At 63.3% G+C, this 26483-nt stretch carries 23 protein-coding genes and 2 pseudogenes; 10 read left to right on the top strand and 15 right to left on the bottom strand.

Translation table 11 applies throughout. The features are described from left to right. Positions 1 to 174: 174 nt before the first annotated feature. Both AWC17_RS25585 and lpqS (AWC17_RS34310) read right to left on the bottom strand, forming a co-directional pair. Positions 175 to 1236: a PPE family protein gene (locus AWC17_RS25585; protein ID WP_085165376.1), complete on the bottom strand. Its 1062-nt coding sequence runs from the start codon at positions 1234 to 1236 to the stop codon at positions 175 to 177. A gap of 443 nt (positions 1237 to 1679) precedes the next feature. Then, positions 1680 to 2252 carry a putative copper homeostasis (lipo)protein LpqS gene (gene lpqS, locus AWC17_RS34310; protein ID WP_482805294.1) on the bottom strand — a complete coding sequence of 191 codons (573 nt, stop codon included), beginning with the start codon at positions 2250 to 2252 and terminating at the stop codon, positions 1680 to 1682. A gap of 523 nt (positions 2253 to 2775) precedes the next feature. On the opposite strand from lpqS (AWC17_RS34310), the gene AWC17_RS32905 reads away from it, so the two are divergent. Then, complete coding sequence (locus AWC17_RS32905; RefSeq protein WP_167385648.1) at positions 2776 to 2922, top strand: hypothetical protein; 147 nt, start codon at positions 2776 to 2778, stop codon at positions 2920 to 2922. A gap of 251 nt (positions 2923 to 3173) precedes the next feature. On the opposite strand, the gene AWC17_RS25580 is transcribed toward AWC17_RS32905, so the two are convergent. Next, positions 3174 to 3461, bottom strand: coding sequence for a hypothetical protein (locus tag AWC17_RS25580; RefSeq protein ID WP_141224786.1), 288 nt, complete (start codon positions 3459 to 3461; stop codon positions 3174 to 3176). 141 nt (positions 3462 to 3602) lie between these two features. Here AWC17_RS25580 and lpqS (AWC17_RS34305) point away from each other — a divergent pair, with 141 nt between their 5' ends. The 5 genes from lpqS (AWC17_RS34305) to AWC17_RS25560 all read left to right on the top strand — a co-directional run bounded on the left by lpqS (AWC17_RS34305) (position 3603) and on the right by AWC17_RS25560 (position 9555). After that, on the top strand, positions 3603 to 4040 hold the full coding sequence (gene lpqS, locus AWC17_RS34305; RefSeq protein ID WP_482805293.1) for a putative copper homeostasis (lipo)protein LpqS: 438 nt from the start codon (positions 3603 to 3605) through the stop codon (positions 4038 to 4040). A gap of 561 nt (positions 4041 to 4601) precedes the next feature. Then, positions 4602 to 5756, top strand: coding sequence for an FAD-dependent oxidoreductase (locus tag AWC17_RS25575; protein ID WP_244193529.1), 1155 nt, complete (start codon positions 4602 to 4604; stop codon positions 5754 to 5756). Between the two features lie 667 nt (positions 5757 to 6423). Beyond that, the gene (gene cmtR / locus AWC17_RS25570; RefSeq protein WP_085165370.1) at positions 6424 to 6780 is read left to right on the top strand and encodes a Cd(II)/Pb(II)-sensing metalloregulatory transcriptional regulator CmtR; all 357 of its coding nucleotides are present in this window, start codon (positions 6424 to 6426) and stop codon (positions 6778 to 6780) included. A 75-nt stretch (positions 6781 to 6855) separates the two neighbouring features. Continuing rightward, positions 6856 to 7140 carry a DUF1490 family protein gene (locus tag AWC17_RS25565; protein WP_085165368.1) on the top strand — a complete coding sequence of 95 codons (285 nt, stop codon included), beginning with the start codon at positions 6856 to 6858 and terminating at the stop codon, positions 7138 to 7140. An 84-nt stretch (positions 7141 to 7224) separates the two neighbouring features. Beyond that, the gene (locus AWC17_RS25560) at positions 7225 to 9555 is read left to right on the top strand and encodes a heavy metal translocating P-type ATPase (RefSeq protein WP_085165366.1); all 2331 of its coding nucleotides are present in this window, start codon (positions 7225 to 7227) and stop codon (positions 9553 to 9555) included. A 579-nt stretch (positions 9556 to 10134) separates the two neighbouring features. Here AWC17_RS25560 and AWC17_RS25555 read toward each other — a convergent pair. Both AWC17_RS25555 and AWC17_RS25550 read right to left on the bottom strand, forming a co-directional pair. Beyond that, positions 10135 to 12444 carry a S8 family peptidase gene (locus AWC17_RS25555; RefSeq protein ID WP_167385647.1) on the bottom strand — a complete coding sequence of 770 codons (2310 nt, stop codon included), beginning with the start codon at positions 12442 to 12444 and terminating at the stop codon, positions 10135 to 10137. Positions 12445 to 12494: 50 nt separating this feature from the next. Further along, the gene (locus AWC17_RS25550) at positions 12495 to 13631 is read right to left on the bottom strand and encodes an AAA family ATPase (protein ID WP_141224785.1); all 1137 of its coding nucleotides are present in this window, start codon (positions 13629 to 13631) and stop codon (positions 12495 to 12497) included. 174 nt (positions 13632 to 13805) lie between these two features. Between AWC17_RS25550 and AWC17_RS25545 the strand changes: the two genes are divergently transcribed. The 4 genes from AWC17_RS25545 (at position 13806) to AWC17_RS25530 (ending at position 16736) form a co-directional block, all read left to right on the top strand. Next, positions 13806 to 14588, top strand: coding sequence for a sigma-70 RNA polymerase sigma factor region 4 domain-containing protein (locus tag AWC17_RS25545; RefSeq protein ID WP_077101719.1), 783 nt, complete (start codon positions 13806 to 13808; stop codon positions 14586 to 14588). A gap of 360 nt (positions 14589 to 14948) precedes the next feature. Continuing rightward, a complete protein-coding gene (locus AWC17_RS25540) occupies positions 14949 to 15158 on the top strand; it encodes an ABC transporter ATP-binding protein (protein WP_077104588.1) in 210 nt (69 codons plus the stop codon). A 109-nt stretch (positions 15159 to 15267) separates the two neighbouring features. Continuing rightward, the gene (locus AWC17_RS25535) at positions 15268 to 15828 is read left to right on the top strand and encodes a hypothetical protein (RefSeq protein ID WP_085165362.1); all 561 of its coding nucleotides are present in this window, start codon (positions 15268 to 15270) and stop codon (positions 15826 to 15828) included. A gap of 2 nt (positions 15829 to 15830) precedes the next feature. Then, a complete protein-coding gene (locus AWC17_RS25530) occupies positions 15831 to 16736 on the top strand; it encodes a hypothetical protein (protein ID WP_085165360.1) in 906 nt (301 codons plus the stop codon). Between the two features lie 166 nt (positions 16737 to 16902). Here AWC17_RS25530 and AWC17_RS25525 read toward each other — a convergent pair whose 3' ends face one another. From AWC17_RS25525 to AWC17_RS25485, 10 genes and pseudogenes are all read right to left on the bottom strand, one after another. Continuing rightward, positions 16903 to 17664, bottom strand: coding sequence for a UPF0489 family protein (locus AWC17_RS25525; protein WP_167385645.1), 762 nt, complete (start codon positions 17662 to 17664; stop codon positions 16903 to 16905). Between the two features lie 395 nt (positions 17665 to 18059). Continuing rightward, entirely contained in the window at positions 18060 to 19469 is a 1410-nt protein-coding gene (locus AWC17_RS25520; RefSeq protein WP_085165356.1) for a recombinase XerD, read from the bottom strand. 73 nt (positions 19470 to 19542) lie between these two features. Continuing rightward, complete coding sequence (locus tag AWC17_RS25515; RefSeq protein ID WP_077101727.1) at positions 19543 to 19893, bottom strand: helix-turn-helix domain-containing protein; 351 nt, start codon at positions 19891 to 19893, stop codon at positions 19543 to 19545. After that, positions 19890 to 20039, bottom strand: a pseudogene (locus AWC17_RS32280) (tyrosine-type recombinase/integrase); the annotation flags it as partial. The pseudogene AWC17_RS32280 and the gene AWC17_RS25515, both read right to left, overlap by 4 nt. 195 nt (positions 20040 to 20234) lie before the next feature. After that, a pseudogene (locus tag AWC17_RS32275) lies at positions 20235 to 20570 on the bottom strand (DUF6262 family protein); the annotation flags it as partial. Continuing rightward, complete coding sequence (locus tag AWC17_RS25505) at positions 20560 to 22815, bottom strand: tyrosine-type recombinase/integrase (protein WP_007172193.1); 2256 nt, start codon at positions 22813 to 22815, stop codon at positions 20560 to 20562. The pseudogene AWC17_RS32275 and the gene AWC17_RS25505, both read right to left, overlap by 11 nt. After that, positions 22812 to 23921: a tyrosine-type recombinase/integrase gene (locus tag AWC17_RS25500; RefSeq protein WP_007172192.1), complete on the bottom strand. Its 1110-nt coding sequence runs from the start codon at positions 23919 to 23921 to the stop codon at positions 22812 to 22814. Before AWC17_RS25500 ends, AWC17_RS25505 begins: the two co-directional genes overlap by 4 nt. Then, positions 23881 to 25008: a tyrosine-type recombinase/integrase gene (locus AWC17_RS25495; protein WP_141224793.1), complete on the bottom strand. Its 1128-nt coding sequence runs from the start codon at positions 25006 to 25008 to the stop codon at positions 23881 to 23883. Before AWC17_RS25495 ends, AWC17_RS25500 begins: the two co-directional genes overlap by 41 nt. Positions 25009 to 25856: 848 nt before the next feature. Further along, a complete protein-coding gene (locus AWC17_RS25490) occupies positions 25857 to 26270 on the bottom strand; it encodes a PIN domain nuclease (protein ID WP_085165352.1) in 414 nt (137 codons plus the stop codon). Beyond that, entirely contained in the window at positions 26261 to 26455 is a 195-nt protein-coding gene (locus AWC17_RS25485) for a hypothetical protein (RefSeq protein WP_085165350.1), read from the bottom strand. The genes AWC17_RS25490 and AWC17_RS25485 overlap by 10 nt, the downstream gene beginning before the upstream one ends. Positions 26456 to 26483: the final 28 nt, after the last annotated feature.

Raw genomic sequence — 26483 nt, 5'->3', positions numbered from 1 at the left:
GGGTTGCCGACGCCTTCGGGGCAGGTCTTACGCAGCTGATGCCAGTGCACCACCTGAGGTTTTTACGACCGTCCAACGCCTGAAAACCGGCTGCGGTATCCGGTTTTCGTCGCAAATGGGCAACCCACGACATGACGGGGTTCGGGATCGCGGTTTGCGGATGATTGGCCATGGCTAGCTCCAGCGCCCGGTCACGGCGGGTACCTCGCTGGGGAGGATGAATTTCGTTGCTCCACAACCGGTCTCAGCGCGCCCTGGCATCGCGGTGGAATGCCACGTCTGCGGTACCGACAACTTCCCCGCAATGGCCGCTGCCCCGGCGTTCGTGGTGGTTATCTCGCCACGATCGCCGCGCCGGCTCAGTCGGTGCCTCCCGCCCGCATGGGAGCCAGCGAACCATGCCCGCACCGACACCGGTCGGCCCTTAGTCTGCGAGCCCTCCAACGCCGCACTTCCGGCTAGCGCCGTCATCACTCGCGAGACCAGTGATGACAACGCCGTGCAGGCCGCGCCCGGTCCTGAGGAATCCGTTTGATCCGTAGCAAAGCTCACCGTCGCGGAATCCGGGCTCGCCGCCGACGAGCCGGCTGGCGATGCGAGCTGCTCCAGCACGCCAGGCACGGCGCAGAGCACACGCGAATCGGCGCCAACCATGGCTGACATGGTCATCGATGACGACTCGCCGTCGGCGCAGCCTTGCCTCGCGGCGGCCGGTAATCCGACCCGAGGAGCAACGAACGCCTCGAGCTGCGCGGCGAGGGCCGAGCTGCGCGCATACCGGTACATCGCATCGGCATTCTGCGCCCACATCTGGCCATAATGAGCCTCGGTGACTGCGATATCCGGTGCGTTCTGACCCAGGACGTTTGTTCTCAGCAGCGAGGTCAAGCGGCGGCGGTTGGCGGCAATCACCTGCGGTGAAACGGTCGTTGCCAGTGCCGTTTCGTAGGCAATCGCTGCCGTGCGGGCCCGGGTCGCCGTGTGTTCCGCCTGAGCCGCAGTGCTGATCAACCATGTGAGGTAGGGCGCGGTCGCGTCCTCCATCGACGCCGACGCCGGACCACGCCAGCAATCATCAGCCAGCCCAGAAATCACCGCCCCGACAGAGGCAGCTGCCGAATGCAGTGCGTCGGCAAGCACGTCCCACGCGCCGGCCGCGACCAACATCGTTCCCGTACCCGGACCCAGATACAGTTTGGCGGAATTGATCTCCGGTGCTAACGCTCCAAAATCCATGTCACAGTCCCCGGCAAGCTTCAGCGGTCTGCAGTTCTAGCAGTGGCGATCACTTGTGCGGGGATGCTGGCAGCACCGAGAACCACCCGCACACGTGAAGCTGCTCGGTGGTTCGAATATGAACCCCGTAGGGGGGCCGTATTCATAAGGCGAGCTGCGGTTGACGATGCGGGTTCGACGGCGTGATAAGTCATTGAGTTCTCCTGAACGAGATAGGCTTTTCAGCGAAGCGCTACACCCCTGGCCGGGTCGCTTCAGTGATTTCAGCGCGGCCGATTACACAGCTGCGCAGTAAGGGCGCATGTCAGATGACTCGACGCAGTCCAATTCGAGCGGGACTCAACGTGTTTGCACGTCGGCGACCGATTCCGGCGATACCGCGCAACCGCTGAACGGGCACGGCACCGGAGAGGTTCAGCGTCGAACGATCTGACGCCGATACATCAGCGCCGTGCGAGGCACAACCGTGTCAACAGGTCGTGACCGGTGATGGGTATGGCGGGCCCGCGCGGCGGACCCCGCAAGGTCTGCTGGGCGCGGTCCAAGCCGAAGCGCGAAACACTGCTGGTCGCTACCGCCCCGAGAACCCCCAGGATAAGAAGTGGACTCGCCGAGCGGGATAGGTCGGCCACTGCCGCCGACTCGGGACACCACGGCGACAACCCCGTACCGCAATGCGTGTGATCTGCATTAACGGCCAATGGACCACTAGCCGCGCTGGCCCACCCATGGGCCGAATCAACCGTGATAGCCGCATGCCACGCGTGCGTAGCGGTGCCGCCCAGCAGCCAAACTGCCGCTGCGATGGCAATGGCCCATCCCAGCAATGGCCGTCGAAGTAGGTTGGTGCGCACAATGCCGTCAAATGTAGCAGCCTCTCCAACGCCGAGGTCCGATGCTGCAACGTTGGTGTCCTTTTTGTAACCCGCTCGCAGTCGCCCTGATCCGGCGCGCACCGGGCCTTCGATCCCCCCCAGCGGCGGCACTGTCACTGCGCCGACCGCAGAGCATGCCATCCTGACTGCCACCGCGGTCGGCATCCGTTCCGGCGAGGACGTGGTCACTGGTCGCAGCCACGCACTGGCTCGTGCGACTGGGTGGCTCGGTGAGACAACGGGTAAGTCCGGCTGGATCGCACCAGTCCGTTTGACTGACGACGTCGCCCGCCTTGACGCTCGTACTTCGGCAACGTGTCGGAGTTATCCAGGCCGCCATAGCAGTCCGCGATGAATTGCCACCCGAAGACAAGGCGCGGATGCGCCGGCGCGGTTCGGTCGAGCGGATCGCCGCCTCAACCAGCGGATAACGAAAATCGATGTCCGCTAGCCCATATGCAGCGCAATACTCTTTCCGAACAGACGTTGCTCGAGGTGATCGCGCTGGCATTTATCGGGCGCGATGACGTCCACCCGACCGGGTGTACTCCAAATGCGAGTCCCATGCAACCAGCAACCCGAGGCGACTGCAGGCCGGCGTAGCGATCCCACGCAAGTGGCGGCTGCACACGGCCGATCGAACTTTCGCCTTCAATCACGCGTCGTGGACTCCGTCACCGACGCCAATACGTCGATAACGATGGCTCATATCGTGTGCGCCCGACTGGCCAAAGGGCAATCGCAGACCATCCTGGTGCTGTCCCTGGTGAAGCGCGCGGATGACCCCGACAATTCCGCGTACCTTGGCTAGCACCTGGCTTTCGGGCATTGTGCCGACCGATGAACTTATTACCTCTTGCCTTGTCCGGGTCGCTTGACAACCATCACCGCCGTCCTCAGACCGTCGGCTGCCTCCCACTTCGTCGCCCCGCTGCTATGACCCAAAAAAAGACAGGCTCCAAGCTGTACGCGCTGGCGCTTCTCGCGGCAGGGTTTTGCCCGCGTGCCGCATGTTCGTTGTCTAGTCGCGACCAGGTTGACAGCGAGCCGTCTTGACGCCAGCTAAGCAGATTCTAAGCGGAGAATCTCTTCCCGGGCAGCAGCGAGGTTGATGATCAATGCATCGATATCCGGCACGGTCAGGTCCACGTGACTTCCATCGAGATGAACCACTCGCTTCTCCACGCGCCCATCGGCGAGCTGAAATCCCATGATAACGAGGGAAACCCGTGATCCGCGGTGGGTGCCCTTGAAAAAGCGGAAACGGTTTCCCGCCGGTCCCTCCCACTGTTCGACCTGCACCGCATCCGGTGGAGGGTCGACATCCACGTCACGATTGATGGACGACATGTCGACGAGCATAGCGACGTACACGATGGCGATCGGGTCCGCTGCACCAACTCGCATAGAAAGGCAATGGAAGAACGGACCGAATCACACTGACATTTCCACGGCGGTGGCCATTAGCGCCTGCTCGTACACCCACCGCGTATGTTCACCGGGGCTCGATCGGCTGCTACATTGGACGGCACTGTGCGCAGCGATCTAAATCGACAGCCGCTGGTGCGATTGATTATCGTCACCGCGGCCTTGGTCTGGCTGGTTGGTTGCGGTGTCGACGAAGATGCGTGGCACTTAAATGGCGCACCTGATGCGGCCCATGCGGTCGTCACTCCCGTCAGTAGTGCGGTTAATGCCGATCACACGCACGGCGAGCACAGGTTATCACCGTGGTGTTTTGAGCTGTCGACGGGCGCGGTTCTATCGCCCTGGGCGCCTGGCTTTCTGGCGCTCGGGACGCTGGCGGCGGCGTTCCTTGGCTCCTGGATCGGTGCCGTACGGCAAACTAGGCGGGGCCCCCCTCGTGGGTCCTCCGCGCCCGGCACCGGTCAAGTCGTCTTGACGCGGCTCTGTGTCGCGCGACGCTGAGTAGTCAACGTCGAATTTCGCGAGGCTGTGCATTTGCTGGTAGCCCACATACCTGGTTGACGGTTACCTATTGTCCCGCAGTCCGGGCCTAACCGCCGGCACAGTGAGTGACCTTCGAATAAGAGCGTCGATCCAGCTGACCCATGCGTCTACCGGCGCGGACACACATCATCGGCGCGACTGAGATCGCCGAAGCGACCTCTCAAAGTGTGGTGCCTCGATCACAGCTTCTGTCATCAGGAGAATTTCATGCCGTATCACGCCGCCGAACCCGAGTCGAGACTCGGAGCACGCGATATAACCCAACAGCACGCCACCGTTCGGCACCGCGATCAGCGATGACCACGTTGGAAACCTATTCAGTTCGCCTGCCACCGATTCCGTGATGCCGTCGGCCTCCAGTAGCGGGTCTTTGATTGTGTCACAACGCAGTTCGCCACACGCGCCAGCGAAGCGATGCCCAACCGGCCTCAAAGCTCAGCGCCACGCCATGTGCTTGACGCCACGGCTGGCCGTCATCCATCGCGCGGCGTTCGATTCCGAAAAGGAGCCTCACGTGTGATGTCTGCCCGTACCTATCGCCCCGAAGCGGTTATGCGTTCGCTGAGCCAGCCGAGGGCCCTGGTTATTGGGGCCGGAGTTAATGGATGGACCACCGCGCTGGTGCTGGCGCGCCGCGACTGGCGGGTTGTGGTGGTCGCCGACCGTTTCGGCATCGACCCGGTCGCCGCGGTGGCGGGTGTGCTGTGGGAATGGCCGCCGCCGCTTGGCGATTGCTCCCACAATCAGACCGCGGCGGCCCGCGCCACCGCCTGGGCGATGCGCTCCTATGTCCGCTTCGCCCACTTAGCTGCTGACCCGGGCACCCGGATAACGGCGCGGCCGGCGGTGTTCTACTTTTCCTCCCGGATCGAGGACGATCCGGCCGAGCACGCCAAAATGGTTGCGATTCAACAGTTTGTGAGCGGATTTGTGCGCGACCCTGCCTTAATCGACTCGTATGGTGTCAACCCGGATGCCGGTTTGGTAGACGCCTACTCGTATTTGACGCTCACCATCGACCCCGACTGGTATCTGGACTGGCTGACCCATAAAGCCCAATTAGCCGGCGTCACGGCCGTCCAACTCCGCATCCACGGGCCGCTCATCGAACACGAGCAGCGGCTACGCGCCGACTACGGTGCCGATGTGATCGTCAACTGTACTGGCCTTGGTGCCCGTGAGTTGGCTGATGACCCGACCATCGAAGCACATCGGAGCGCTCTGCTGCGAATAGTCGATGATGGCACTTCCGCCTCACGCGTGACCGCCGCCCACGTGGTAGCAGCCAATACTGACACTGATACCAAGGACGGGATCTTCATCGTGCCGCGCGGAATCGACCGTCACTTCCTGGGAGGACTGGTCGAACCGGGACACTACGACACCGAGCTCAACCTGGCCAACCATCCGCCGCTGCGCGGCATGCTTGACCGTTGCACCGAGTTCCTGCCCAAATTGCGGGGCGCCCAACTCGATGACCTCGACCCGGTGCGGGTGGGACTGCGACCATTCCGCCCCGGTGGTGTGCGGCTCGAGACCGAACCCGGCACCCAGATTGTGCACAACTACGGCCACGGTGGCGCGGGCGTCATCCTCTCCTGGGGCTGCGCACACGAGGTTGCCGACTTGGCCCATAAAGCGCTCGACAACCCGCGTTTGCGTAGGTATTCATGAGCGCCATGCCCTAATTGCGGGTGTCATGGTTTCATCTGCAGCCAGGTACCGGACATCGACAGGCGCATTCTGGCACGTCTGCTGTCTGGTAGTGCGTGAGGGCCACCGCAGGAACGCCCCGTGCTCATCGCCGCTGGTGGGAGGCAAACAGATTCTGTTGTGCAGGAACCCATTCTAGACAGGACAGGCAGTCGAACCCGATTTGTTGATTGGCAGAAAGGATGTCCATGTGTCGGTTCCGGTCGAAAACTGAGCAGGTGATTCCGGAAGAAACTGCGCAGCATTCAACCGGAGCCGACATCCATGCGGTGCCTCGCAGACTTCAATAAGCGTCCCCCGGTGGTGACGATGAGCGGTTGGCGCCCTTCACCGTCACCACCGGGGTCGCAATTTCTGATCGACACACGAACACGGGGGAGGGGCCCTCATCTGGTCACCACAGGGGATCTCTACTTGCCCACCAGTGGGGACTTCAAAGGCCACGTCCGCGGGGAATGCCGTTGCGCAGCGCCACGCACGACTGCATCACCGCCACAACGACACCGCGCGCTTCGCGGTTAGGGATGCCACGCGGATCCACCGCTGCTGGGCACGCGGCCCGAGTCCGTTCACCCAAACACAATTCAGCTCTTGCTGTCGTATCAGTAGCCACTGTACTGTTCGGCTTATGCTGACGTGTGAGAGGCGCGAATCGGCGTTGGCCCGGCTGGGCCGGGCGCTGGCGGATCCGACGCGGTGCCGGATTCTGGTGGCGCTGCTAGACGGGGTCTGTTATCCAGGGCAGCTGGCGGCACGCCTGGGTTTGACGCGGTCGAATGTGTCCAATCATCTGTCGTGTTTGCGGGGCTGTGGGCTGGTCATCGCCACCTATGAGGGCCGGCAGGTTCGCTATGCGCTGGCCGACGATCACCTCGCCCGCGCCCTGGGCGAGTTGGTCCAGGTCGTTCTCGCGGTGGATACCGACCAGCCCTGCGCCGACGAACACGCCACCTCGGGGGTGGTCGAGATACCCATTGGTCGATGACCGGAAGCGATCCGGTGCCCTCGAAAATCGCAGTCGCTCAATCGTAGTGAGATCGCAGAACAGAAAGGGTTAGCAGTGCTTTCACATGGACTCGTGGCTAAATCGACCGGGACGGTATTTACCGGGCTGGTCGGGGTGAGCGCCTACGAGATACTGCGCAAGGCGGTGGGAACCGCTCCGGCGCATCGGGCCGCGGTGACCGCAACCGAGTGGAGCCTGCGCGGAGCCCGGCGCGCCGAGATGGCCGCGGAGTCGGCCCGGCTGAAAGTCGCCGACGTGGTCGCCGAGGCCCGCGAACGGATCGGTGACGATGCCCCTCCACCGGCTGGCGCCAAAGCCCACGATGACGACTGCTGTTGACTGACCCGCCGTTTCGCCATGGCGGGGTGAGTCCTCGGCCGCCTGTGACGAAGCCAGGGATGGCCGTATCCACGAGGAAGGCTGATGGTGCTGACTGCTAAGGCTTCCACCAACACCGTGCCACCGCTGGTCGTCGCGTCCGCGGGTGCGGGACGGATACGTGTGCGCGCCGACTGGTTTCAGTTCGACGCGGTGCGGGCTGTCGCGATCGAGGACACGGTCGCCAAGGTGGCCGGTGTGGATGCCGTGCAGGCATATCCCCGCACGGCATCGGTGGTGGTCTGGTTTTCGCCCGAGCGCTCCGACACCGCTGCCATCTTGTCCGCGATCACCGCCGCTCACCGCATCCCTGCGGAGTCGGTGCCCACGCGTTTGCCGCACTCGGGTGATGGGCGCAATCCCGGCCCACTGCAGAGAATCCTCGACTGGAGTGAGCGGACGCGATCAGGTGAGCCAGCTGCCATGGGTCTGCAACGACCGCGGGACAGAAGCGATGGCTGCTGTGATCACGACACCGCAAATCAGTCTGCGTCGGAGCGGCTTTGGGGCGTCGTCACGCTGCGCCGCGCCGCGTTTTCTGGGGTGATGCTGAGCGCCTCACTGATGACGGCGTGGCTGACTCCATTCGCGCCGGTGGCACTGGGATTGAAAGTCGTGGCGCTAGCGGTGGGCGCTTCGACGTTTGTGCCCTCGACCGTCAAGCGACTGACCGAAGGCCGCGTCGGCGTCGGCACTTTGATGACCATCGCCGTGCTCGGCGCTACCGGACTCGGTCAGGTCGGCGACGCCGCCATGCTGGCGTTTTTGTTCTCCATCAGCGAGGGCCTGGAGGAATACGCGGTGGCGCGCACCCGGCGCGGCTTGCGTGCCCTGCTGGCACTGGTACCCGATCAAGCCACCGTGTTGCGCGACAGTGTCGAAACCGCAGTCACCACAGCCGAACTGCGTATCGGCGATCAGATGATTGTCAAAGCCGGGGAACGCCTGGCCACCGACGGCATCATCCGTGCCGGGCACACCGCCCTAGACATCTCGGCGATCACCGGCGAATCGGTACCGGTCGAAGCCGGACTCGGTGACGAGGTGTTCGCCGGGTCGATCAACGGGTCCGGAGTGCTGCAGGTCGAGGTCACCGCGACCATCGAGGACAACTCGCTGGCGCGAATCGTGCACATCGTGGAGGCCGAACAAGCCCGCAAAGGCGCCAGCCAGCGCCTGGCCGATCGCATCGCCCGACCGCTGGTACCCAGCATCATCATCACCGGAGCGCTGATCGCTGGGGCCGGCGGCGTGTTCGGTAACCCGGCGATCTGGATCGAACGCGCACTGGTCGTGCTGGTCGCAGCCTCCCCATGCGCGCTCGCCATCGCAGTACCCGTCACCGTCGTGGCTAGCATCGGCGCCGCGTCCCAACTCGGCGTCCTCATCAAGGGCGGCGCCGCGCTAGAAGCCCTGGGCACCATCGGCACGGTCGCCCTGGACAAAACCGGAACGTTGACCGCCAACCGACCCGTCGTCATCGATGTCGCCACCACCAATGGCGCCACCCGCGAGGAGGTGCTGGCGGTGGCAGCCGCGCTTGAGACCCGCAGTGAACACCCGCTCGCCGCGGCCGTCCTGGCCGCCACCCAGGCGCCGGTGTCCGCCGCGAGTGACGTGCACGCCGTTCCCGGGGCCGGGCTGACCGGGCACCTCAACGGGCAAGCCAGCCGACTGGGACGGCCCGGCTGGATTGATGCCGCCGACCTCGCCGATCACGTGACACACATGCAACACGCCGGCACCACAGCGGTTCTCGTCGAACGCGGCGGACAACTACTCGGTGCCATCGCCGTCCGCGACGAACTACGTCCAGAAGCCACCGAGGTCACCGCCCGACTTTGCGCGCGCGGCTACCAGGTCGCGATGCTCACCGGCGACAACCACGCCACCGCGGCGGCACTGGCCGCCCAAGCCGGAATCCAGCACCTCTATGCCGAACTGCGCCCCGAAGACAAGGCTCGCCTGATCGCACAGCTACGTACTCAGCGACCCACCGCGATGGTCGGCGACGGCGTCAACGATGCACCTGCCCTAGCCGCCGCCGACGTGGGAATCGCCATGGGCGCCATGGGAACCGACGTTGCGATCGAAGCCGCCGACGTCGCCCTGATGGGCCAAGACCTGCGTCACCTGCCCCAAGCATTCGACCACGCCCGGCGCTCCCGCCAGATCATGCTGCAAAACGTCGGGCTGTCCCTGTCCATCATCACAGTGCTGATGCCGCTAGCAGTGTTTGGAACCCTCGGCCTGGCTACCGTCGTGTTGGTCCATGAACTTGCCGAAGTTGTCGTGATCGCCAACGGCGTGCGCGCCGGGCAAATCCGACCTCTCATGGGGCAACACAAAACGCCCGACGGCAGCCGCGGGGACTAAGGTCACGGCAGCCAGCCAAGCCATCAAAGCCTATTTACCCCAGATCAAACGACAAACTGCATCCAAGAGGATTGTCACTTGATCCAAGGCATCGCAGGTCAGTCACCTACAAATGCCCTGCGGCGACGTCGTCGTCGCCCGCTGCTCAGCAGAATCTCGCGGAGAAAACGTACCAGCCGTCAGCCCAACAGAGGGAGTTGATTCAACTGTTGCAATATGCAGATCAGTACCGGTAAAGCCGCATATTCGATTCCGTCGTATTGTCCTCATCGACGTCAGTCCGCGGTTGGAGGTCATGTCCGCTTCAGCATGCCTGCAATCCACCTAGTCCAAGCCCGATCGCGTCCAGGCGTCCATGTACATCGAGGATTGCGTCGTGCCCCTCGGCTCCTCTTTCCGGACTCGGCATGGAGGTTACTAAGCCCGGCTCAACATGATTTGGTTCAACCACTCGCACCAAAAGGAGCGGTGCGGCAGCTAAGACTGTGGGCCAGTAGTTGAATGATGTTGCACCACAAGATCAATCAGGGTCCGACAGAACCAGGGGATTCAGTTCTCCGCGCCACCGGTGTTTGAGTGCTAGTACCAGACGGGGTTTGATGCTTGGCCGCGAAGTCGTACTCGGGTGCGCTGTGGTGGGCGCAGCGCACTGAATTGTTGACGGACAGTGTCGTAGAACGTGTCGGATTTGCTGGTGTCAGTTATCGACATCAGCAGAGCGAAAGGAACTTTGGTGGGCGCGTTGTCCAGTGCGCCCGCGCGACGTGCGACGTAGGTGATTTCAAGTCGTGGTGCTGCGGTTTCATCGTTCTTGAGTGTGAACCGGTGGTGGCGGATGGTTTCCCACTTCCCGCTATCGCGGAGCTGGGCTTCACCCGACCTCGGTTTGGCGCCGAGTTGCTTAGTGATGGGTTCTTGGCTGGCTTCCCAGCCGGCAGCGAGCAGTTCTCCTGCCGACACACTCCCGATATCAGCGACGATCGGTTTAGCGTCGACGTCGGCAGGAGAACGGAAGCTGTGCATGCGGTGGTGAGGTCGAAGCAGCATTTCCAGTGAGGCACTGGTGTATTCGGTGGGCTGGGTGGGATCGACCGGCGACGCGTAGGCGAGTGAGAGTTGAACCTTGAGGTCGTCGGCGATGGTGTCCGGGACGGGTAAACGATAGGCGAGTAGGTCGCCGCGGATGATCTCGTCGACGAACAGAACGTGTACTTCGTTGGGATCGCAGTCCAGGAGCCCCTCATAGGTGAGTGGCTGGCGCCCGTATCCGACCTCGTCGCGGAGCTTGACGTGCCGGCGTGGGCGTTCTGCAAAGTGGGTGGCGAAGACTCGCAATACACTGCTGTTGACCCTGGGCAGCCTGGTGGTGAGATCGGCCAGAGCGTGGGTGGTGACCGGTGCGGCGAAACTTGTGCCGGAGGCTTCGAGAAAGTCGCCGGCGGCGGTGAGGAGGTTGAACATGCGGTTGTCCGCGCCGCCGAACTGCACTCCCAGAGGTTGGACGCGGTTGCCGCGACGGCCGGGTCCCATCGACGAGTAGGGGGCGCGCGCCCAGGGCCGGTGGGGGCTCGGAGCGTCACATGCACCAACGGCAAGCCCGTTGGCCATGTCGGCGGGGATTTGCACCCGGTGCAGGCCGGTCGCCTGATCCTGATCTCCGTCGTTGCCAGCCGCGACGACAAACAATACGTCGTTGTCCCAAGACAGCTGATCGAGTTCACTGGTCCAGCGATCAGGTTCCATGTCATCTTCGACGGCGCGTTCTGGCCCCAGGCTCAGGTTCACGATCCGGTGTCCGTTCTGCCGGACCGTCTCCACGATTCGGTCTAGAACCCAATAGCCTTCCAGGTCATGAGGATTCGGTGATGGAGTGACACGGTAGCTCTCGATGGGCAGCGGTGGCTGCGGCGCCTGCTGACCGGGTTCCAGCAGGCCGTAGAGCACCGCTGCGGTCACTCCGGTACCATGGGATAAGTCGTCTGCGTCCGGTGGTTCAGGTGTCAGATCCGGTGTGCCAATGGGGAATAACGCTGATTGGCCGCCATCGACGCCCCCATCGAAGACTGCCACCGTCGCGACGGTGGATGCGGGCTGCGCGGTCGACGGGGGAGTGACCCGCTCCACCGCGCGCAGCCCGAACCGGGGCCGGGGCCGGATCGCTGGCATCGGACGCAACACGCGCAGCGGGTTAAAGCGAGCCAATTCATCGACGTCGGCGGCGGCCGCGCTGATGGGCACGAAGGTGAGACCGCCAACCCGACGAATGAATGCTTCATGGACCTGGCCGCCCTGTCGCTGCACCAAAGACACCCACCGGCCCAGAGTCTCGTCGTCGAGCGCGACGGCCTCCCCCGATCGTGCGGTCGCCGGGTGAAGCACCGCCTCCCAGACGGATTGCTCAGTGGTATGTTCGGGCCGAGTCGGCAGCCTGCGCAGCACCTGCTCGGGTCGGGGAACGGTAATTTCGTCGAGCTTGCGGATCTCGGAAAATGCCTGCTGTTCCGTACGATTCCCGCCTCGCGTCTGTACGAGCGACTGCAGCGCAGCTAGGCCGTCGTCGGAGACGGTGAATATAAGCCGGCGAGTCTGCGCCTCCTGCTGCTTACTCGCGGTCACGTAGAGTCCGGTGTCGGCGCGCGAACCCACCGGTGTAGCCCCGATCTGCGCGAGTAGGGCAGCGGGAAAATAACTGGCGGCCAAATAGTTCGGGAGGAGTTTGGCTTCCACATACAGTCGATCAGGGGCGCGTAGCTGGGAAGGTAAAGCGCGAGCGGATGCCGCCACCACATTGATCTGGGGGAGAAGCAACTCTCGTGCGTCGTCGGCGGTGCGCGGCTCGAATTTCGGCCCGCCAGCCGCACTGGGCGCCTCGACTCCTTCGAGTCTCAAGGCCTCCCCGTTGACGAGAAGAGGTCGCTGCGATGTGGCCTGTGGTGTGGTCATCCACGCGCCCGGGCACGTTTGATGGCCGTGGCAACCGTCGGGTGACTCACTCCTGCCACGGCCGCGATCTGACGATTGGACAGGTTAAGGCGGGTACTCAACGCCGCGAACAAGGTGTCACGTCCGGGACCTGAATCCCCGGTTCGACGAGCCAGCTCCTCAATGAGCATGTCCGTCGTTGATGCGGCGCGCAGAATCGCTCGGCGCCGACACAGCTCCCATAGTCGGGTCAGATCCGAACCACTGGTTCCCTCAGTCAATTCGGCAACGAGATCGACCACGCGGCCATCGATGTCGTCGACGCCGACAGCAAGGCCGTGCAAGAGAAGTCGCCGTTCATGGATTCCGGGAAGGAGCAGTTCGATCGCGCGGTCGAATCGTCGCCCTACTGCGTGATCGAGCAGCTGAGGATGGTTGGTGGCGGCGACCAGCAAGCTGCTGTCTGGCCACCGATCCAGTTCGACGAGGATGACATTGACGATTCGTTTCAGCTCGCCGATGTCGGTGTCGTCATCGCGGCGTTTAGCGATCGCGTCGAACTCATCGAGAAACAGCACACACGGGCCGGACTTCGCATAGTCCAAGACGGCCTTGATGTTGCGTCCTGAGGTCCCCAGGTAACTGGAGACCACCGACGATAGATCCAGGGTTACCAACGGCCACCCGAGAGCTTGCGCAAGCCAGCGAGCGGCCATCGTTTTCCCCACACCGGGTTGACCGCTCAGCAGAACGGTGCGGGTCAAGCTCAGCGACGCTCGATGCAGCAAATCGCGGAATCGCCGTTCGGCGACCACCTCCTGCAATTGGTCCATCACCTTCTCGTCGAGCACTAAGCCATCGCCATTGGGCAGGTGGTCCACCTCGGCCAGCCGGTGCGCGCTGTCGGCCTCAGTGGGCACTGTTGCATCGGTGAAGCGCAGTTCGGTGCCTTGCCCCACCGCGGCCAGCGCCTCGTGGATCGCCGTGCGGAACGCTTCTTCGTCATCGACGCCAGGTGGGACGGTGCGCATGAGGCGCGAGGCCAGCTGGCGCACACCCGGGCCATGGCCACGAGCTCCCACCCGCACCAGATCTACTACAGCTCGTTCAAGACCATCTGCAGACTGGTAATACTTTCCCACCGATGCCGTCACACTTTCCAGTATAGTTAAGAGATGCTGAGTATTGAAGTGACGCGCCTGGTAAATTTCTATCTATGATGATGCATATTTACCGCATAAGGGCACCACGCGTATGGGTCGAGTGCGCTGCGGGGCGCGCGGGCAGTTGGCCCTACAACAGGTCGAGCTCACACTAGCGATCGGAGGATGGCCGTGGTCAGCACCGGGGATGGTCCCGCGGAGTTGCCTGCGGTTGAGGTCGGGGCGCCTGGGTCCGCCATCGAGGAATGGCTCCAGTCGGAGCACCTGTCCCTTGCTGAGCAGGTCGACCGGCTCGCCGCAGACACGGCACTCTATGCCGGCCTGCGCCGCCAGGGGTTCGCCGGTCAGGACTACGACTACGTCGAGACGGTCTTGGCCCGCTACGGTCACGCCATCATCGCCGGATGGTTGACCCGTGGCGTCATCGAGGCGCGCTGCCGCGAGAAGAAGCTCCGGCACATCCCGAATCTCGAAGAGGTCGATCTCGGCGTCGGTGACGTCGATGAGATCGCCGACGAGACCGTGGCCGAAGCGCTGTTCTACTTCCGGGACCGTGTCCTGCTGCCCGGCAGGTGGGACCCCGTACGCGGGGCGTCCTTGCGGACATTCTTCGTCGGCCAGTGTTTGATTCGATTCGTGGCAGTGATGAATCGCTGGCTCACCGAACAAGGCCGCGACCTCCTCGGGGAGGACACCGATGTCCGCGCCGTGGAGCAGGCGGCCCTCACCGACGTCGAATCCGACGTGCTGCGCACACTTGCCGCAGAACAGGCCCTCGAGCGTGTCACCCGGCAAGACGCGCGACTCGCGCTGACCATGCAATCCCGCGGATACACTCTGCGCGAGATCGCCGCTCGAATGGGCAGAACAGAGAAAGCGGTGGAGAGCATGATCGCCTACGCCAAGAAACAGATTCGGCACAAGATCGAAGGAACGGGGTCGGCATGAGCGACATCAAGTCCCAAGTAGCCAAGTCCTCGCTAGGCACCAAGAGCAGTGTCGCGGCCAGAAGAACGGTCAGCACAACGCGCGCCGCCGCGATCAAACGGCGGTCCGCCGAGATCCGTGCGGCGCGAAATCCTCCACCAGAAAAGTTGCGGGGAAGCTGAGCGGGTCTCCCTACAACGAGATGTCGTCAATGCAGACGACGAAGGCGAGACCGCTGACACGGCGGCCCCGCCCTCGCCCGAGAACCGCGTCCCGGCACCACACCTCGGTGGCTGTCGAACAGCGTAACGGAGCCCCAGATGATCCACGAGGATCGTCCTCCCTGGTCTCGGGCACTGCCAGAAAGGAGTGGCCACGTTCATGGCCCGTTCAGTGAATCGAAGCGCCGGCACCGGCCGGTTCGTCAGCAAGGCGACAGTTGCGCGGTGGCCGGGTAAGACCACCACCGAGCGCGTCGGTCGGGGCACCGGTAACAACCGGACGGTCAACCGTTCGGCGTCGACCGGGAAGTTTGTCACGAATGCGACCGCCAAACGCAATCCGGGCGGCACCATCCAGCAGCAGGTCTAGAAGGTCCCGCGGGCCGCGTGATCCGGTAGCACCCACTGGTGCTGCCGGATCACGCCCGCGGTCTCAAGAGCGGCAGCCATCACTCAAATATCGAGCGGCGGGAGATCCGATGGTCAGCGCAGACCGACAGCTGGCACAGGCGCGCCTCTATCCTGCCTTGTCCGTTAGACAGGAAACCCAGGCCGGGACAGTGGTGGCGCCAGACCACTGGGTGGTCGTGATCAACAATTCCGGTGATCCCACAGCAGCGTTCCCACCTGGCACGATTTCTCGTGCCGCGCCGCTCACACCGCTGAAAGACCTGGCCCGCCGGGTGCGCGGATTTATTGTCGTCGACGCACGCTCAACCTTCAGCGCCGTGTTGGATGTGGCCGATGAACTAGCCGAAGAACCTGACCCTGAGCCGACGGTAATCGTGGTCGTCGACTCTGGTCGCGTGGCCGGCGTGTCCACCCCCGCTGAGCTGAAGAACCAATTGTTCCGCATACGCTATGCCAGTCGCGGCGTCGCCCTGCCGGGCCCCATCACACTGCCCAAGATCGTCCGATACTGCCAGTACCACGAGACTGACGAATTATGCGGGTGGACACAGCATTTCGCGAAGCGGCCACCGCAGATGCCGCCCTGCGGCAACCCCCGCCAACTCAGCGACCACTTGTTTGTCTGGTAACGATGCTCAGCACCATCTTCGGCAAAACCGCCGACCTCCTGGACAAACGGTTCCTCGTCGGTCTGCTGCTCCCAAGCCTCGGCTTCATCACAGCAGTGGGCGCCCTGGTCGTGACCGCTGGTAGTTGGGCAGCCGTACGCGAGCTCGCACGGACCGTGCCAAATCCGGAGCGGTGGCTCATCGTCGCGTCAGCAGCGGCAGCGGTGCTGCTGTTCGCCGTCCTCATCGGCACGCAGGTGGACAGGCTCGTAGGGTGGTGGGAGGGCTACTGGCGGCCCCACTGGCTGCGCAAACCCGGCATTTGGGTGGAACAGCGCCGTTATGGTCGGCTCGACGACGACGACACCTCCGACTCCACCCGGATTCTCCGCGAGTTCCCTTCCAGCACAAATGATTTCCTGCCCACACGCCTGGGAAATGCATTGCTGGCTGCTGAGAACTACAGCCGAGAACGATACGGACTCGACAGTGTCTTGTTCTGGCCACGCCAATACCTCCTGCTGCCCGATGCGGTCCGCACCATCGTCGACGACGGCCGCAGGGCGATCGACCAGTTCGTCGTGGTCGCGACGCTGTCAGCGGTAACCGCGGTCATCGCGGCCGCAATGGGCATGAACGGCCAGCTCAGTGGTGCGGTCTGGATTCCGAGCGCTCTCGGAGCTGCCCTGCTGTCGTTCCTGACATACCGCTCAGCGGTCAGCGCTGCGATCGCGTTCGGAGACCTCGTCCGCTCGGTCTACGACCTACATCGGCGAGATCTGCTCAATGCACTAGGCGTCGCCTCTCCGCAAACGCCCGACGAGGAACGCCGCTTGTGGACGGCACTCGGACAGTACCTTTTTCGGGGCGCAACCGACACCGGTGATGAAACACTCATCCGGTACCTACCGTCATCCAAAGCGGAGTGAGATCGGCTTAGGCAGAACGACATTTACTGGCAACCCGCCATATTCGATTCGGCCGTATTCCTCCGGACAGGAATCTTGATCCCTCAGCGAGTCGGTGGGGGAGAGCGCCCGTCCAGACGGCATGGCGGCAGCACAGGTTTCGGCGCCGGAACAACCCGGATGACGACTATGCGATCGGGTCGATGAACGTTTCGGCGATCAATTCGTACAAGGGATCGGCGGTGAGCGGTGCGTACTGCGGAGATCGGGTCAGACAGACGAAATCGTAAGGCTGTTCGGCCTGCCATTTGCTCCACAGGCAGACCTCGTAGGGGACTTCAGGCTCGATGTGGGCGAACTCGCAGTCATCTGCGTAACCACTGAGTGCCCAGTGCGACAGGGCTTCTGGCGTCATTGCCCTGAGTTGAATCGCATCGCCGCCCGGCTTCAAGGTATTAAGGATGAACGAGAATGCTTCAGCGCCGCCGTTCTCGTTGTCCAAATGCACGTAGGTCAGGTCGTTTAGCCAGCGGCAGGCGATCGCGTAGAGGAGCCAGGTTCCCTGGGTGAGTCCTTGCTCGCCCGGCGATGGGCTTGGGTAAGCGCGCGCCGCCCGCGCCTGGAATAGGAGGTTGGTCATCAAGTATTCATGGCCCTGGTAGCCGAGCCCGAGATCGGCATGCCCATCGACATGTGTCACATGAAACGGCGGCTTGAGAATGCCAGCAGCAATCGCATTGCGCCACGACCCGAATAGTTGATCGTGGGTTTCTGTGAGAAACCCAGGCCCTCGACCCACGAGACCGCAGCGCTCCCGTAGAAATCCCAGCGCCTCAGCGGCCGACCACACAGTGTGCTCGGCGGGGTCGGGGCGATCATCATCACCGTCGGGGTCATACACAGTCGGCTCAACAAAGAAATCAACGTCGATATCGAGCACACGCTGCACGGGATATACGCTACCGGTTGGCGACAAAACCAGGTAGGCAGGCTGCGCGCCATGATGGCCGCCGTTCCCCCGCCGGGGGAGCGGCTCAAGGCCACAATCGGCGATGGCCAGGCACAACCCCATGCTTCCCCGCTCAAATGATTCATATGATGAATGAGAACCAGGGAGATGCGCAACCGCATGAACACGAAACCGTCTAGGAGACAACCAGATTAGAACACATAAGACCAATGGTCGGCGTCTGGTGAAAGTAAAACACTGTGCCACACAACAGAATAAAGAATGCAGCGTGGTTTACCGGTGAGGCTGCATATTCGTTTCCGTCGTATTTGGTCGAAATCGACGTGTTGACGCCAAGTTTCCGACATCGTGAGCTACCGACGCTCGGCCGTTAGCTAGGTGACGTACCGCGACCAGGGTTGAGCCGCCAGTTGGGCGTGCCGCTGGGTGCAGTTGTCGCTGAAGCCCAAAAGCTTGGCCACGATAGGAGGGGGCATCTCAGCGACAAGCGTGCGCAGCGCCGAGTTGCGTGCAGCGAGAACACTGATTCCCGCGCGGGTGAGGTCATGCTGCAAAGTGATTGCGTCCAGGTGCTTCCCGGGTCGTTGCGCTGGGAATAGCCACGGGTTGGCGATCCCACCGCCAGCCGTTCGGAGGTTGGGTCTGCGGCGTACTAGCTCGACAAGGATGCCTGCGAAGGGTTCCGGCACCGGCACGGGTTCGTTCCCGAGGGATATGCGCACGTCGTTGGTGGTGACCGCGACCGCGGTGGCTGGCAGTGCGGTGATTCTGACCAGTGGTTGTGCGTAGAGCAGGAGCAGAAGGCCGGCGACTCGATAGTGAAGGGATCCCGGGTTGCCGCTGAGGAGCGCCTTGATCCAGGTCAACCGTTGCTCCTGGGTGAGCATAGGAACGTGCTTGGGCTGTTGGTTTACGAATCGCACAGTGGTGTTGATGTTGCTTTTCTTGGCCCAGGCGAAGAACGCGCGGGTTTTGTGGCGTGTGGTGGGTCCGCTGACGAGCCATTCGTCGAGGTCCTGCTGAAGGCAGTCAGCTGCGGTGCGATGGTGGGTGTCGTGCAGCCAGGTGAGGAATTTGATCGTCTCGGTCACTTGCTGCTTGGCCGATAGCATCGATCTTTCAGAGGCGTGCCCTGGTGTGGAGTTGCCGCGCAGCCGGCGCAGATGATGCCAGGTGGCGAACTGTTCAACGGGAGCTCGGATGGCCGGCTCGGCGATGGTGTCGAGTTTGGCGGTAAGCCAGCTTTCGAAACGTGCTAGATATTCATCGCGGTGGGGGAGTAGACCATGGTGCTCGAACAGGCTGCGCAGATGCGAAACCTCTTGGGTGCCTTGACTGACGGCGTCGAGGCCGTCGTGGCTAAGGGGAATTTCGCCGCTCGAAAGGCTCGACAGCAGTGACCGCACTTTGGGAGAGCGTTTCCAGGTGAGGATGCTCTCGGGTCGCTCGACCCCACAGAGGATTTCTACGATCGTGCTCATCGTGGCCGGATCTACGGCCCCGTCCACGATCAGGGCCGTCAGGTCATCACGCAGGGCGCAGCGCGCACATCGACCGCCACGGTAGATCTGGCCTTCGGTGGCGCAGGTGCGACATCGGTAGTCCTCGGGGATGCTCGCGCATGTCAGACATACCGGCTTGGGATCGGTACGGTTGGCGCGTCCAGGCAGCAGGCCATCGTGTCCGCAACGGGGGCAGACGCCGTGGGTGCGCATCGCGGTGTAAAAGCAGCTGTTGCACAGTTGCTCGCAGGGCCAGGAGGGGGTGCGGTTCTGGACCGACATGCGGCCGCAGCGTGTACACGCGATTTCTCCCTTGACGTGAGGTCGTCCGCGTCCGCGACCATGGCCGCTACGGTTATTGGTCATCGCGGATCACCCGGGCCCGGCGCGGGCGCACGGATTTGTTGAGATCCACGACGTTGGGAGCAGAGGCCGCGGCTCTGGCTGAGGCGGTTTTCTTGCGGCGAACATCGGTGGCGGTGACGGTGACCAGGTCCTCGACTCCGCAGCCGAAGATGTCGCACAAGGCGGCTATCATTTGCAGTGAAACCCGTTCTGGCCGTTGGTGAACGACTCGATACACTTGCGGTCGAGACAGCTGGATTCCGCGTTCGGCAAGGCGGGGAATCAGGTCGGTAGTGTTGTGCATGCCGTGCGCGGCCATGATTTCGGCGAGCCGCCAGGCATAGTCGACTTGTCGCTTCATGAGGACTCCTCGCCCAACGAAAGAGCGTCGGCGATGGTGGCGTCGAGCGCGCGGCGCAGGGCGCGAGTGCGGAAATCGCTAGAGACGCAGGTGTAAAGCGCGGTGGTGCTGGCGTGTTCGTGGCCCATTTGGTCTTGCATTATCTTGAGCCGCTGGCCTATTCGGGGCTTTGACCTGCGGTGTTTCGTTGTGGACGTTGTCGTCGACGTTTGAGGTGGGGTCATGGGGGAGGCCTTTAAGCAGGGACCGATCGTTATCGAGCTGAGACGTTTCCGGGGGGTGCGGGTTGACGTGGTTTCGGATGCGGTGCGCTGCTGGCCGAGTGCTCGGGCGAGTTGGTCTCGGAGCGTGCGGTTCTCCTCGGCCAATTTCCGGTTGCGCTGGTTGGCGGCTTCGAGCCTGCGTAGCAGTGAGGCGTCCGAGGTTCGTTGCCGCGCGGGGACCGGTGTCGCGGGTGCTCGACGGTGGGCAGCGCGAAGCCGTTCGATCTCAGCTCGGACGTCGGATTGCGCGTAGAGCCAGGACCGAGACACCGCCGCTGCTTGAGCCACGGCCTCGAAGGTGACCGGGCGCCCTTCGGCGTCGAGGGTCCTCAATGCCTGGATCGCCTTGGCTCGGGTGAGTTCGTGGCGTTGTCGGGCGGCGACGATGAGGTGCCGGGTGTTGTCAGCCCGCATCAGCAGAATCCAATTCCTCTGAACCGGAGTCGGTTTCGAGTGTGGTGATGATGGTGTCGAGGTTTCCCAGGACTTGTTGGTTCATCTCGACGAGGCGTAACTGACCGCGCGCCTCGGCAGCGGAGATGATCTGCAGGACTTGCTGACGGTGTTCGTGGTGTTGCGGCAGGAACTCGGGCGTAGTCACGAACATCGGACATGTCAGACAAGCATTGGCATGCGGGCAGGTCTTTTGAACTGGCAGCCCGCAGAAGCCGTTGGGCAATGCTTGGGTCACGCGCCCGAGCCGTTGCTTGGCCCAGTTCGCTTCGGCCAGTGGGCCGTCGGGGTCGATCGCAACGGTTTGGCCCCTGGCATCGACCTTGCGGGCGGACTCCCAGTGCCGGCGGACGGTGGTGTCGTGAAGGCGGGCGTAGTGAGCTGTCATCTCACCGCTGGAGTGATCGAGTAACACCCGTACGACTTCTTGCGGCACGTCCCGGTTGATCAACCGTGTTCCAAAGGTGTGCCGCCATTGGTGCGGAGTCAGATGCACTGGACGGCCGTGCTCGTCGCGGATCTCGCAGCGCGCCAGCCAGTCCCGTAGCTGGCCGCGGTAGGAGGGCGTAGTCAGCGGCCGGCGGCCGTCTGGGTTCATCTTCGGAGCGGCGAACAGCCAGGGGCTGCCGTTGGTCCAGCGGCGCAGGATCCGCTGTTGTTGCTCGGCGATGGCCTGCTCGACTTCCTCGTCGATCGGGACGAGAGCTTCGCGTTTCATCTTGCCGTTGGTGTAGCGCAGATAGGGAGCTCCGTCGCCGCCACGGATGACGCAGTCGAAGGCGATCTTGGTGGCGTCACCGACGCGCAGTCCGCAGCGCATCAGGATGATCGTGAGCAGCCGACTCTCGGGGTTGTTCCATCCGTCGAGGTTCGCGGGCTGTTCGACCTGGGCCATGATGTGCTCGGCCAGCCCGCGGGGCAGGCGTTTCGCGGGTTTGGGGAAGTCGTCGGGATAGAACGCGGCACTCGCGGGCAGGTCGTGGTCCCACTCGTGGCGGCGGATCGCGTCGAGGAACGCACCGAGCGAGCTGATGTCGCGGCTGCGGGAGTGCAGTGCCCGGGGGTCGGTGGACAGGTCGGCCAGGTAGCGCTCCAATACCGCGCGGTTGATGCCGGCCAGGCTGGTGATGTCGACCGGCGGGGACGCCAAGAAGCCGGCCAAACGCGTCACCGCCTGGACGTCGATGTAGGTCTGGTTGGGGCTGCGTCCGATGCTTAACCGCCAGCGGGCGAACCGCTTGGCCAGATCCCGCAGCCACGGTTGCGCAATGCCGTCGAAGCGCAGCCGCTTGCGGCCCTCGACGCCGAGCCGGTGCAGCTCCCACACGTCGCGCGGGAACTCGGCCTCCCACCCGCTGCCGCAGTGCAGGTCCTCCAGACAGCGATAGGCGTAACGCAGAAACGCCAGCTGTCCGTTCTGGCCGTGTTGCGCAGCGTGGTTGGCGTCGAAGAACTCGATCCAACGTGCCATCGGCCAGTCCAGCAGCGAGGCCACCCCACTGGCGGCCGTGAGTGCGATGACAGGACGCGCGACGGCAGCGGGAGTCTTGACCTGGCGTTCATCGTGCCGGCACTGCAGCGCGTACTGCATCTCCAATTTGAGCTGTCGGCGATCACCGAACGGTCGGAAGTCGAACCGGTCGTCGCCATAGGACTCGCAGAGCACGATGAACTCGTCGATGTCGGGACATCCCACCGCTGCCCATCGGGACCGATGATTGACGCAGAACGGCGACCGTCCCTGCGTCCATAGCGTGCAATAGGACAACGCGCAGACGGGATGATCGGGATCATCCACCGGAGCAACGGCAGCCAGCCATACGTCTCGGTCGGCGATGCCGGACCGTTCCCAAAACCCTTGGTGGCGTGGGCATAAACCCCGGCGAGCACCTCCGTACCGGCAGCCCTGGACGGCGCAGACCGTGAGCTCTTTGCGCCCGAGCCCTTCCGGTGCTGCAGTCGTGGCGAACACGTCGATGTCCGGGCGGCCTTCTTGCTGCCAACCGACGTAGTGGCCTTTGCAGAGCCCGCGGGTGCGCGGTTGGCGCACGCAGCCCGGCACCCGGCACGGCGCGGTGTCGAACACCAGCGCACCACGCTCGGGAACGAGGATGTCCACCCGGAACTCCGGTCGAACCGCGGCCACCAGCTTGCGCAGCAAGCCCGGAGCCGCAGCCGACGGTAGCGGCGGGACTGCCGCGGTCACCACTGCACCTCCTGCCCGGTCAGGAAGCCGGCCGCCTCCAGAGCCCGGCGGGCGTCCTCGACGGACAGATGCCCGTAAATGTCCATCGTGGTCGCGATCGAGGAGTGTCCCAGCAGCGTGCTGACGACCTCGATCGGGGTGTTCTGGCGGAGCAAACGCGTGGCGTAGGTGTGCCGATACCAGTGGGGATCGAAGTCGATGCCGGTGCTCCGGCGCAGCCGCAACACCAGGTCGTAGACCGCGGGATAGCCCCACGGGTGCCCGAACGGTTCGCCCCAGAGGTTGACGAACACGTAGTCGGAGTCCAGATCGCCGTATTCGTCGTGCAGGTAGTCGGCGTAGAGGCGGATGAGCTGCGGGCTGATCGGGATGGTGCGCGGTGTCGCCGACTTGGCGCGCGCCCTGTTGTCGTTGGATCGCGGCGCGACCGTCAACTCACCCTCGGCAGCGGCCACGTCCTCGTGACGCAGACCTAGCGCTTCACCAATCCGAATCCCTGTGTCCCACAACAACGCCCACAACAAGCGATCCCGCAGGTGGATGCAGGCATCTAGGATCGCCTGCACCTGACCGGCGGTCAGAATGGTCGGATGCTGACGCGGGGTCCGGAGCTTGATCGTGCGCCGCCGCTCCGGCTGGCCGCTGCTCAGGTGGTAGAGGAACGGCTTCCATCCCGAGCGCCGGCGCCGACCTGGGTGCAGTTCAGTGACCAAGTCGCCGAGGTCGACTCCGTGCCGGGCGTGAAACGTGTAGAGGCCGCTGATCGCCGCCAGCTTCCGGTTGACGGTTCCCGCAGAGCAGTGATGCTCAGCCGAGGGCAACAGCACCACTGCGCCAGCCCGGCCAGCCGGCGGCAGCCGCAGCCAGGACACGAACTCCCCGAGATCCTCCAATCGGACCTCGCGCCAGTTCAGGCTGCGAGCGTCGAGGAAGACGAACCAGTCCTTCAGGTCGTGCGCATAGGCCTTGACCGTGTTCGGGGACCGCTCGATGTCGGTCAGATAGGCCAGGTAGCGCTCGATTGGCTCCACCGAGCCGCCTCCGTCGCCGAGGACCGTCCAGGATTCAAGCGACGAAGTGGGCATCAGTACCCGTTGCACAAGCATCAAACCTCCGTGGAATCTGCGTGATGGACCGCTGCAGATAACCACCTCCGCCACGAAGATCGCCGCCAACGCCACGTGCGTGTTGCACGTCGTGGACACCCCTGTGCGGGCTCGAGAGAAGCTGAACGAACATCGGGTCCCAGCCATCCTCAATGAGATGGGTGGCATAGGAGCGGCGCAACGAGTGCAAATCCAGTCCGGCCGACAGCTCGAGGTCGGTGCAGTAACGCCGAAACCGCCGCAGCAGCGTATCTTCGGAGACCAGCGCGCCGCGCTCGCTGGGAAACAGGTCAATACCGTCGTCCATATTGGGCTGCCCATAGGCCAACCAGTCGCCGATGACCTCGGGTGTCCAATCGAAGACTGTCAGCACACTGCGCCTTTTGTGCGGCGAACCCTTCTTGGCCTTGCCGTAGCGCACGTGGACCAGCCCGTAGCGGCCGAACTCTCGGGCGTGCGGATTGCGGGCGAAGTCCACCGTCTGCAGGTGGCGTAGCTCGTTGAACCGAAGGCCATAGGAGTAGGCCAGCTTGAACATCACCGAATCGCGGTACGCCGGCAGCCAGCCCTTACGGGCGGACGCGGCGATCAGCGCCACCCGGTCGTCGGCATGATCGAAGAAATCCTGCAGCTCGCGCTTGGTGAACGCCCGCTTGGTCGGAGCCTGCTCGTTGTCTTGGACGTGCACGGCGGTGTTCCATTCGAAAAACACCTGGGCGGGGTGGGTGCCGAACCGCTGCTCGCACACCCGATCCCAGCCGTAATCGGGATCGCTGACATAAGAACAAAACAGCCGCAGCGCGTTCTGGTAACCGCGGATCGTCGACTGCCTACGCCTTTTCACCGAGCGCAGGTCACTGAAGAACTCCTCAACCATGGCCGGCGTCCACGTCCACGGAAACTCATTGGTGTACGCCAGGAACCGCTCAACCAGGCGGATCCGATCCTCGATCGTGTCGTGTGCCAGATTCCGACACAGCTGCTGGTTACGCCAGCCCTCCAGCATCTCCTGCACCGTCTGCACCTCGGGATGCAGCAGCGGAACCGCGCCCACGACGTAGACGCGGCCACTCTTGTCGACGCCCAACACGACCCCCCGGTGGTCTCATTCGATGAATCATTGAATCACCTACTGAATCAATACCACATCGGTGCAGGTCCGTACAGCACTCCGGAAGCGATTCGTTCTGCTGCTGCGGCAGAACCACCACGACAACCACCGCAGCCACGGTCGCAGCGATACCAAATCCCCAGTTCAAAGCCAGCGTTCATGTGAAAAGATTCGTCCAACCGGCCGGGCCGTCAGATACGCGATTGTTTCATCTGATGAAATATGCGGCAGTTCTTCATGAATAATGTAGATTATCTATGAAAACCATGAAACGTTGCGGAAGATGCTCGCGCCCAGCGTGATTGGCGATTGAAGCGTCACAGTGACGTATCGACCATGTGCCGGCGCAACGGCCAGCGTTGCCGAAATCGTCAGCGTCCCGCCGTGTTTCGCGCCGGCCACCAAGAGGCAGCTTCGACCGGCGTTCCTGAGGGTCACCGGTGTCCGCCGTGGGTGCGGGTGCAGCCGGCGTTCCGCATGCCGCCCGTGGTTGGCTTTTCGTCTCGCGATCCGGTATTGGGAAGGAGCCCGGCCTATAATTCATGCATAATCACCGTTATGCATGAAATGATCGGAAATCATTGTTCCGGCTGACATTTCGCGTGGGGCGACACGCATCCGATTCGTCACGGTGACGTAATGACGTGAACCGTGAGCGCGAATTTCAGCGTCAGTTACCTCGGCGCTGGTGTCCGTTCTCACTGAACCTGGGGCAAGATTCTCAGCGAATCTGGGGCACGCGTGCTTCCGGACTCGGTGGGGCAACGCGACATCCGCGACCGAGCCAGTCAATCCTCTCGGTACCTCAGCTGGGCCAGGGCGCTCTAATCGGCAGTCCCACATGGCACCACCCATTGGCACCGCTGGCCGGTCACTGCGGAAATCAGGTCGAAGTCGGAGTCGTAGTGCAAGACGGTCAGTCCGTGTTCTTCGCCGGCGGCGGCGATCAGTAGGTCAGGGATCTTGCGGCCCCGCTGGCTTCGCTCAGCGAGGAGCCGTTGCACCTGAAGTGCGCGACGATGATGCGATTCGGTCGATTCAACCGGCTCGAATGCGTCCAATGCCGCGATAAGGCGGTCCCACTCGGCCGCATTCCTCGCCGAATAGCCGACCTCGAGATCGGTGATACGGGCCCTCGCGACCTCGCCCGAAGCCGCGAGCGGTTCCACCGCTTGCCGCACACTGGGCTGGCCGAGTCGTTTGATCACACTGGTGTCGATGAGAAACGTCAGCGCCATGCCTCAGCGCGATCTTCGGACGGTGCGGCGGCCAATGCGTCCAGCGCGGCGGACACATGCTGTAGTCGGTGCGACGTCGCCCGGCGCAGAGCCGCGTTTACCGTCTCTTTGATCGTAGAAGTTCCCAGTTCCGCGCGAGCCATCTCCAATGCCTTCTCGTCAATGTCGATCAGATGCTTTCCCACAAGCCCAGTATATACACGACGCATCGCG

It is taken from the genome of Mycobacterium nebraskense (assembly GCF_002102255.1).
Classification (GTDB): Bacteria; Actinomycetota; Actinomycetes; order Mycobacteriales; family Mycobacteriaceae; genus Mycobacterium; species Mycobacterium nebraskense.
The sequence above is the reverse complement of the archived record's forward strand: the minus strand, read 5'-3'. Positions and strand labels throughout refer to the sequence as shown.

Coding starts and splice junctions, on each gene's coding strand:
- AWC17_RS25585 (WP_085165376.1), bottom strand. CDS start 1,236: ATGGATTTTGGAGCGTTAGCACCGGAGATCAATTCCGCCAAACTGTAT.
- lpqS (WP_482805294.1), bottom strand. CDS start 2,252: ATGGCATGCTCTGCGGTCGGCGCAGTGACAGTGCCGCCGCTGGGGGGG.
- AWC17_RS25580 (WP_141224786.1), bottom strand. CDS start 3,461: ATGTCGTCCATCAATCGTGACGTGGATGTCGACCCTCCACCGGATGCG.
- lpqS (WP_482805293.1), top strand. CDS start 3,603: ATGTTCACCGGGGCTCGATCGGCTGCTACATTGGACGGCACTGTGCGC.
- AWC17_RS25575 (WP_244193529.1), top strand. CDS start 4,602: ATGTCTGCCCGTACCTATCGCCCCGAAGCGGTTATGCGTTCGCTGAGC.
- cmtR (WP_085165370.1), top strand. CDS start 6,424: ATGCTGACGTGTGAGAGGCGCGAATCGGCGTTGGCCCGGCTGGGCCGG.
- AWC17_RS25560 (WP_085165366.1), top strand. CDS start 7,225: ATGGTGCTGACTGCTAAGGCTTCCACCAACACCGTGCCACCGCTGGTC.
- AWC17_RS25545 (WP_077101719.1), top strand. CDS start 13,806: ATGGCCGTGGTCAGCACCGGGGATGGTCCCGCGGAGTTGCCTGCGGTT.
- AWC17_RS25540 (WP_077104588.1), top strand. CDS start 14,949: ATGGCCCGTTCAGTGAATCGAAGCGCCGGCACCGGCCGGTTCGTCAGC.
- AWC17_RS25535 (WP_085165362.1), top strand. CDS start 15,268: ATGGTCAGCGCAGACCGACAGCTGGCACAGGCGCGCCTCTATCCTGCC.
- AWC17_RS25530 (WP_085165360.1), top strand. CDS start 15,831: ATGCTCAGCACCATCTTCGGCAAAACCGCCGACCTCCTGGACAAACGG.
- AWC17_RS25520 (WP_085165356.1), bottom strand. CDS start 19,469: ATGTCGGTCCAGAACCGCACCCCCTCCTGGCCCTGCGAGCAACTGTGC.
- AWC17_RS25515 (WP_077101727.1), bottom strand. CDS start 19,893: ATGAAGCGACAAGTCGACTATGCCTGGCGGCTCGCCGAAATCATGGCC.
- AWC17_RS25500 (WP_007172192.1), bottom strand. CDS start 23,921: ATGCTTGTGCAACGGGTACTGATGCCCACTTCGTCGCTTGAATCCTGG.
- AWC17_RS25490 (WP_085165352.1), bottom strand. CDS start 26,270: ATGGCGCTGACGTTTCTCATCGACACCAGTGTGATCAAACGACTCGGC.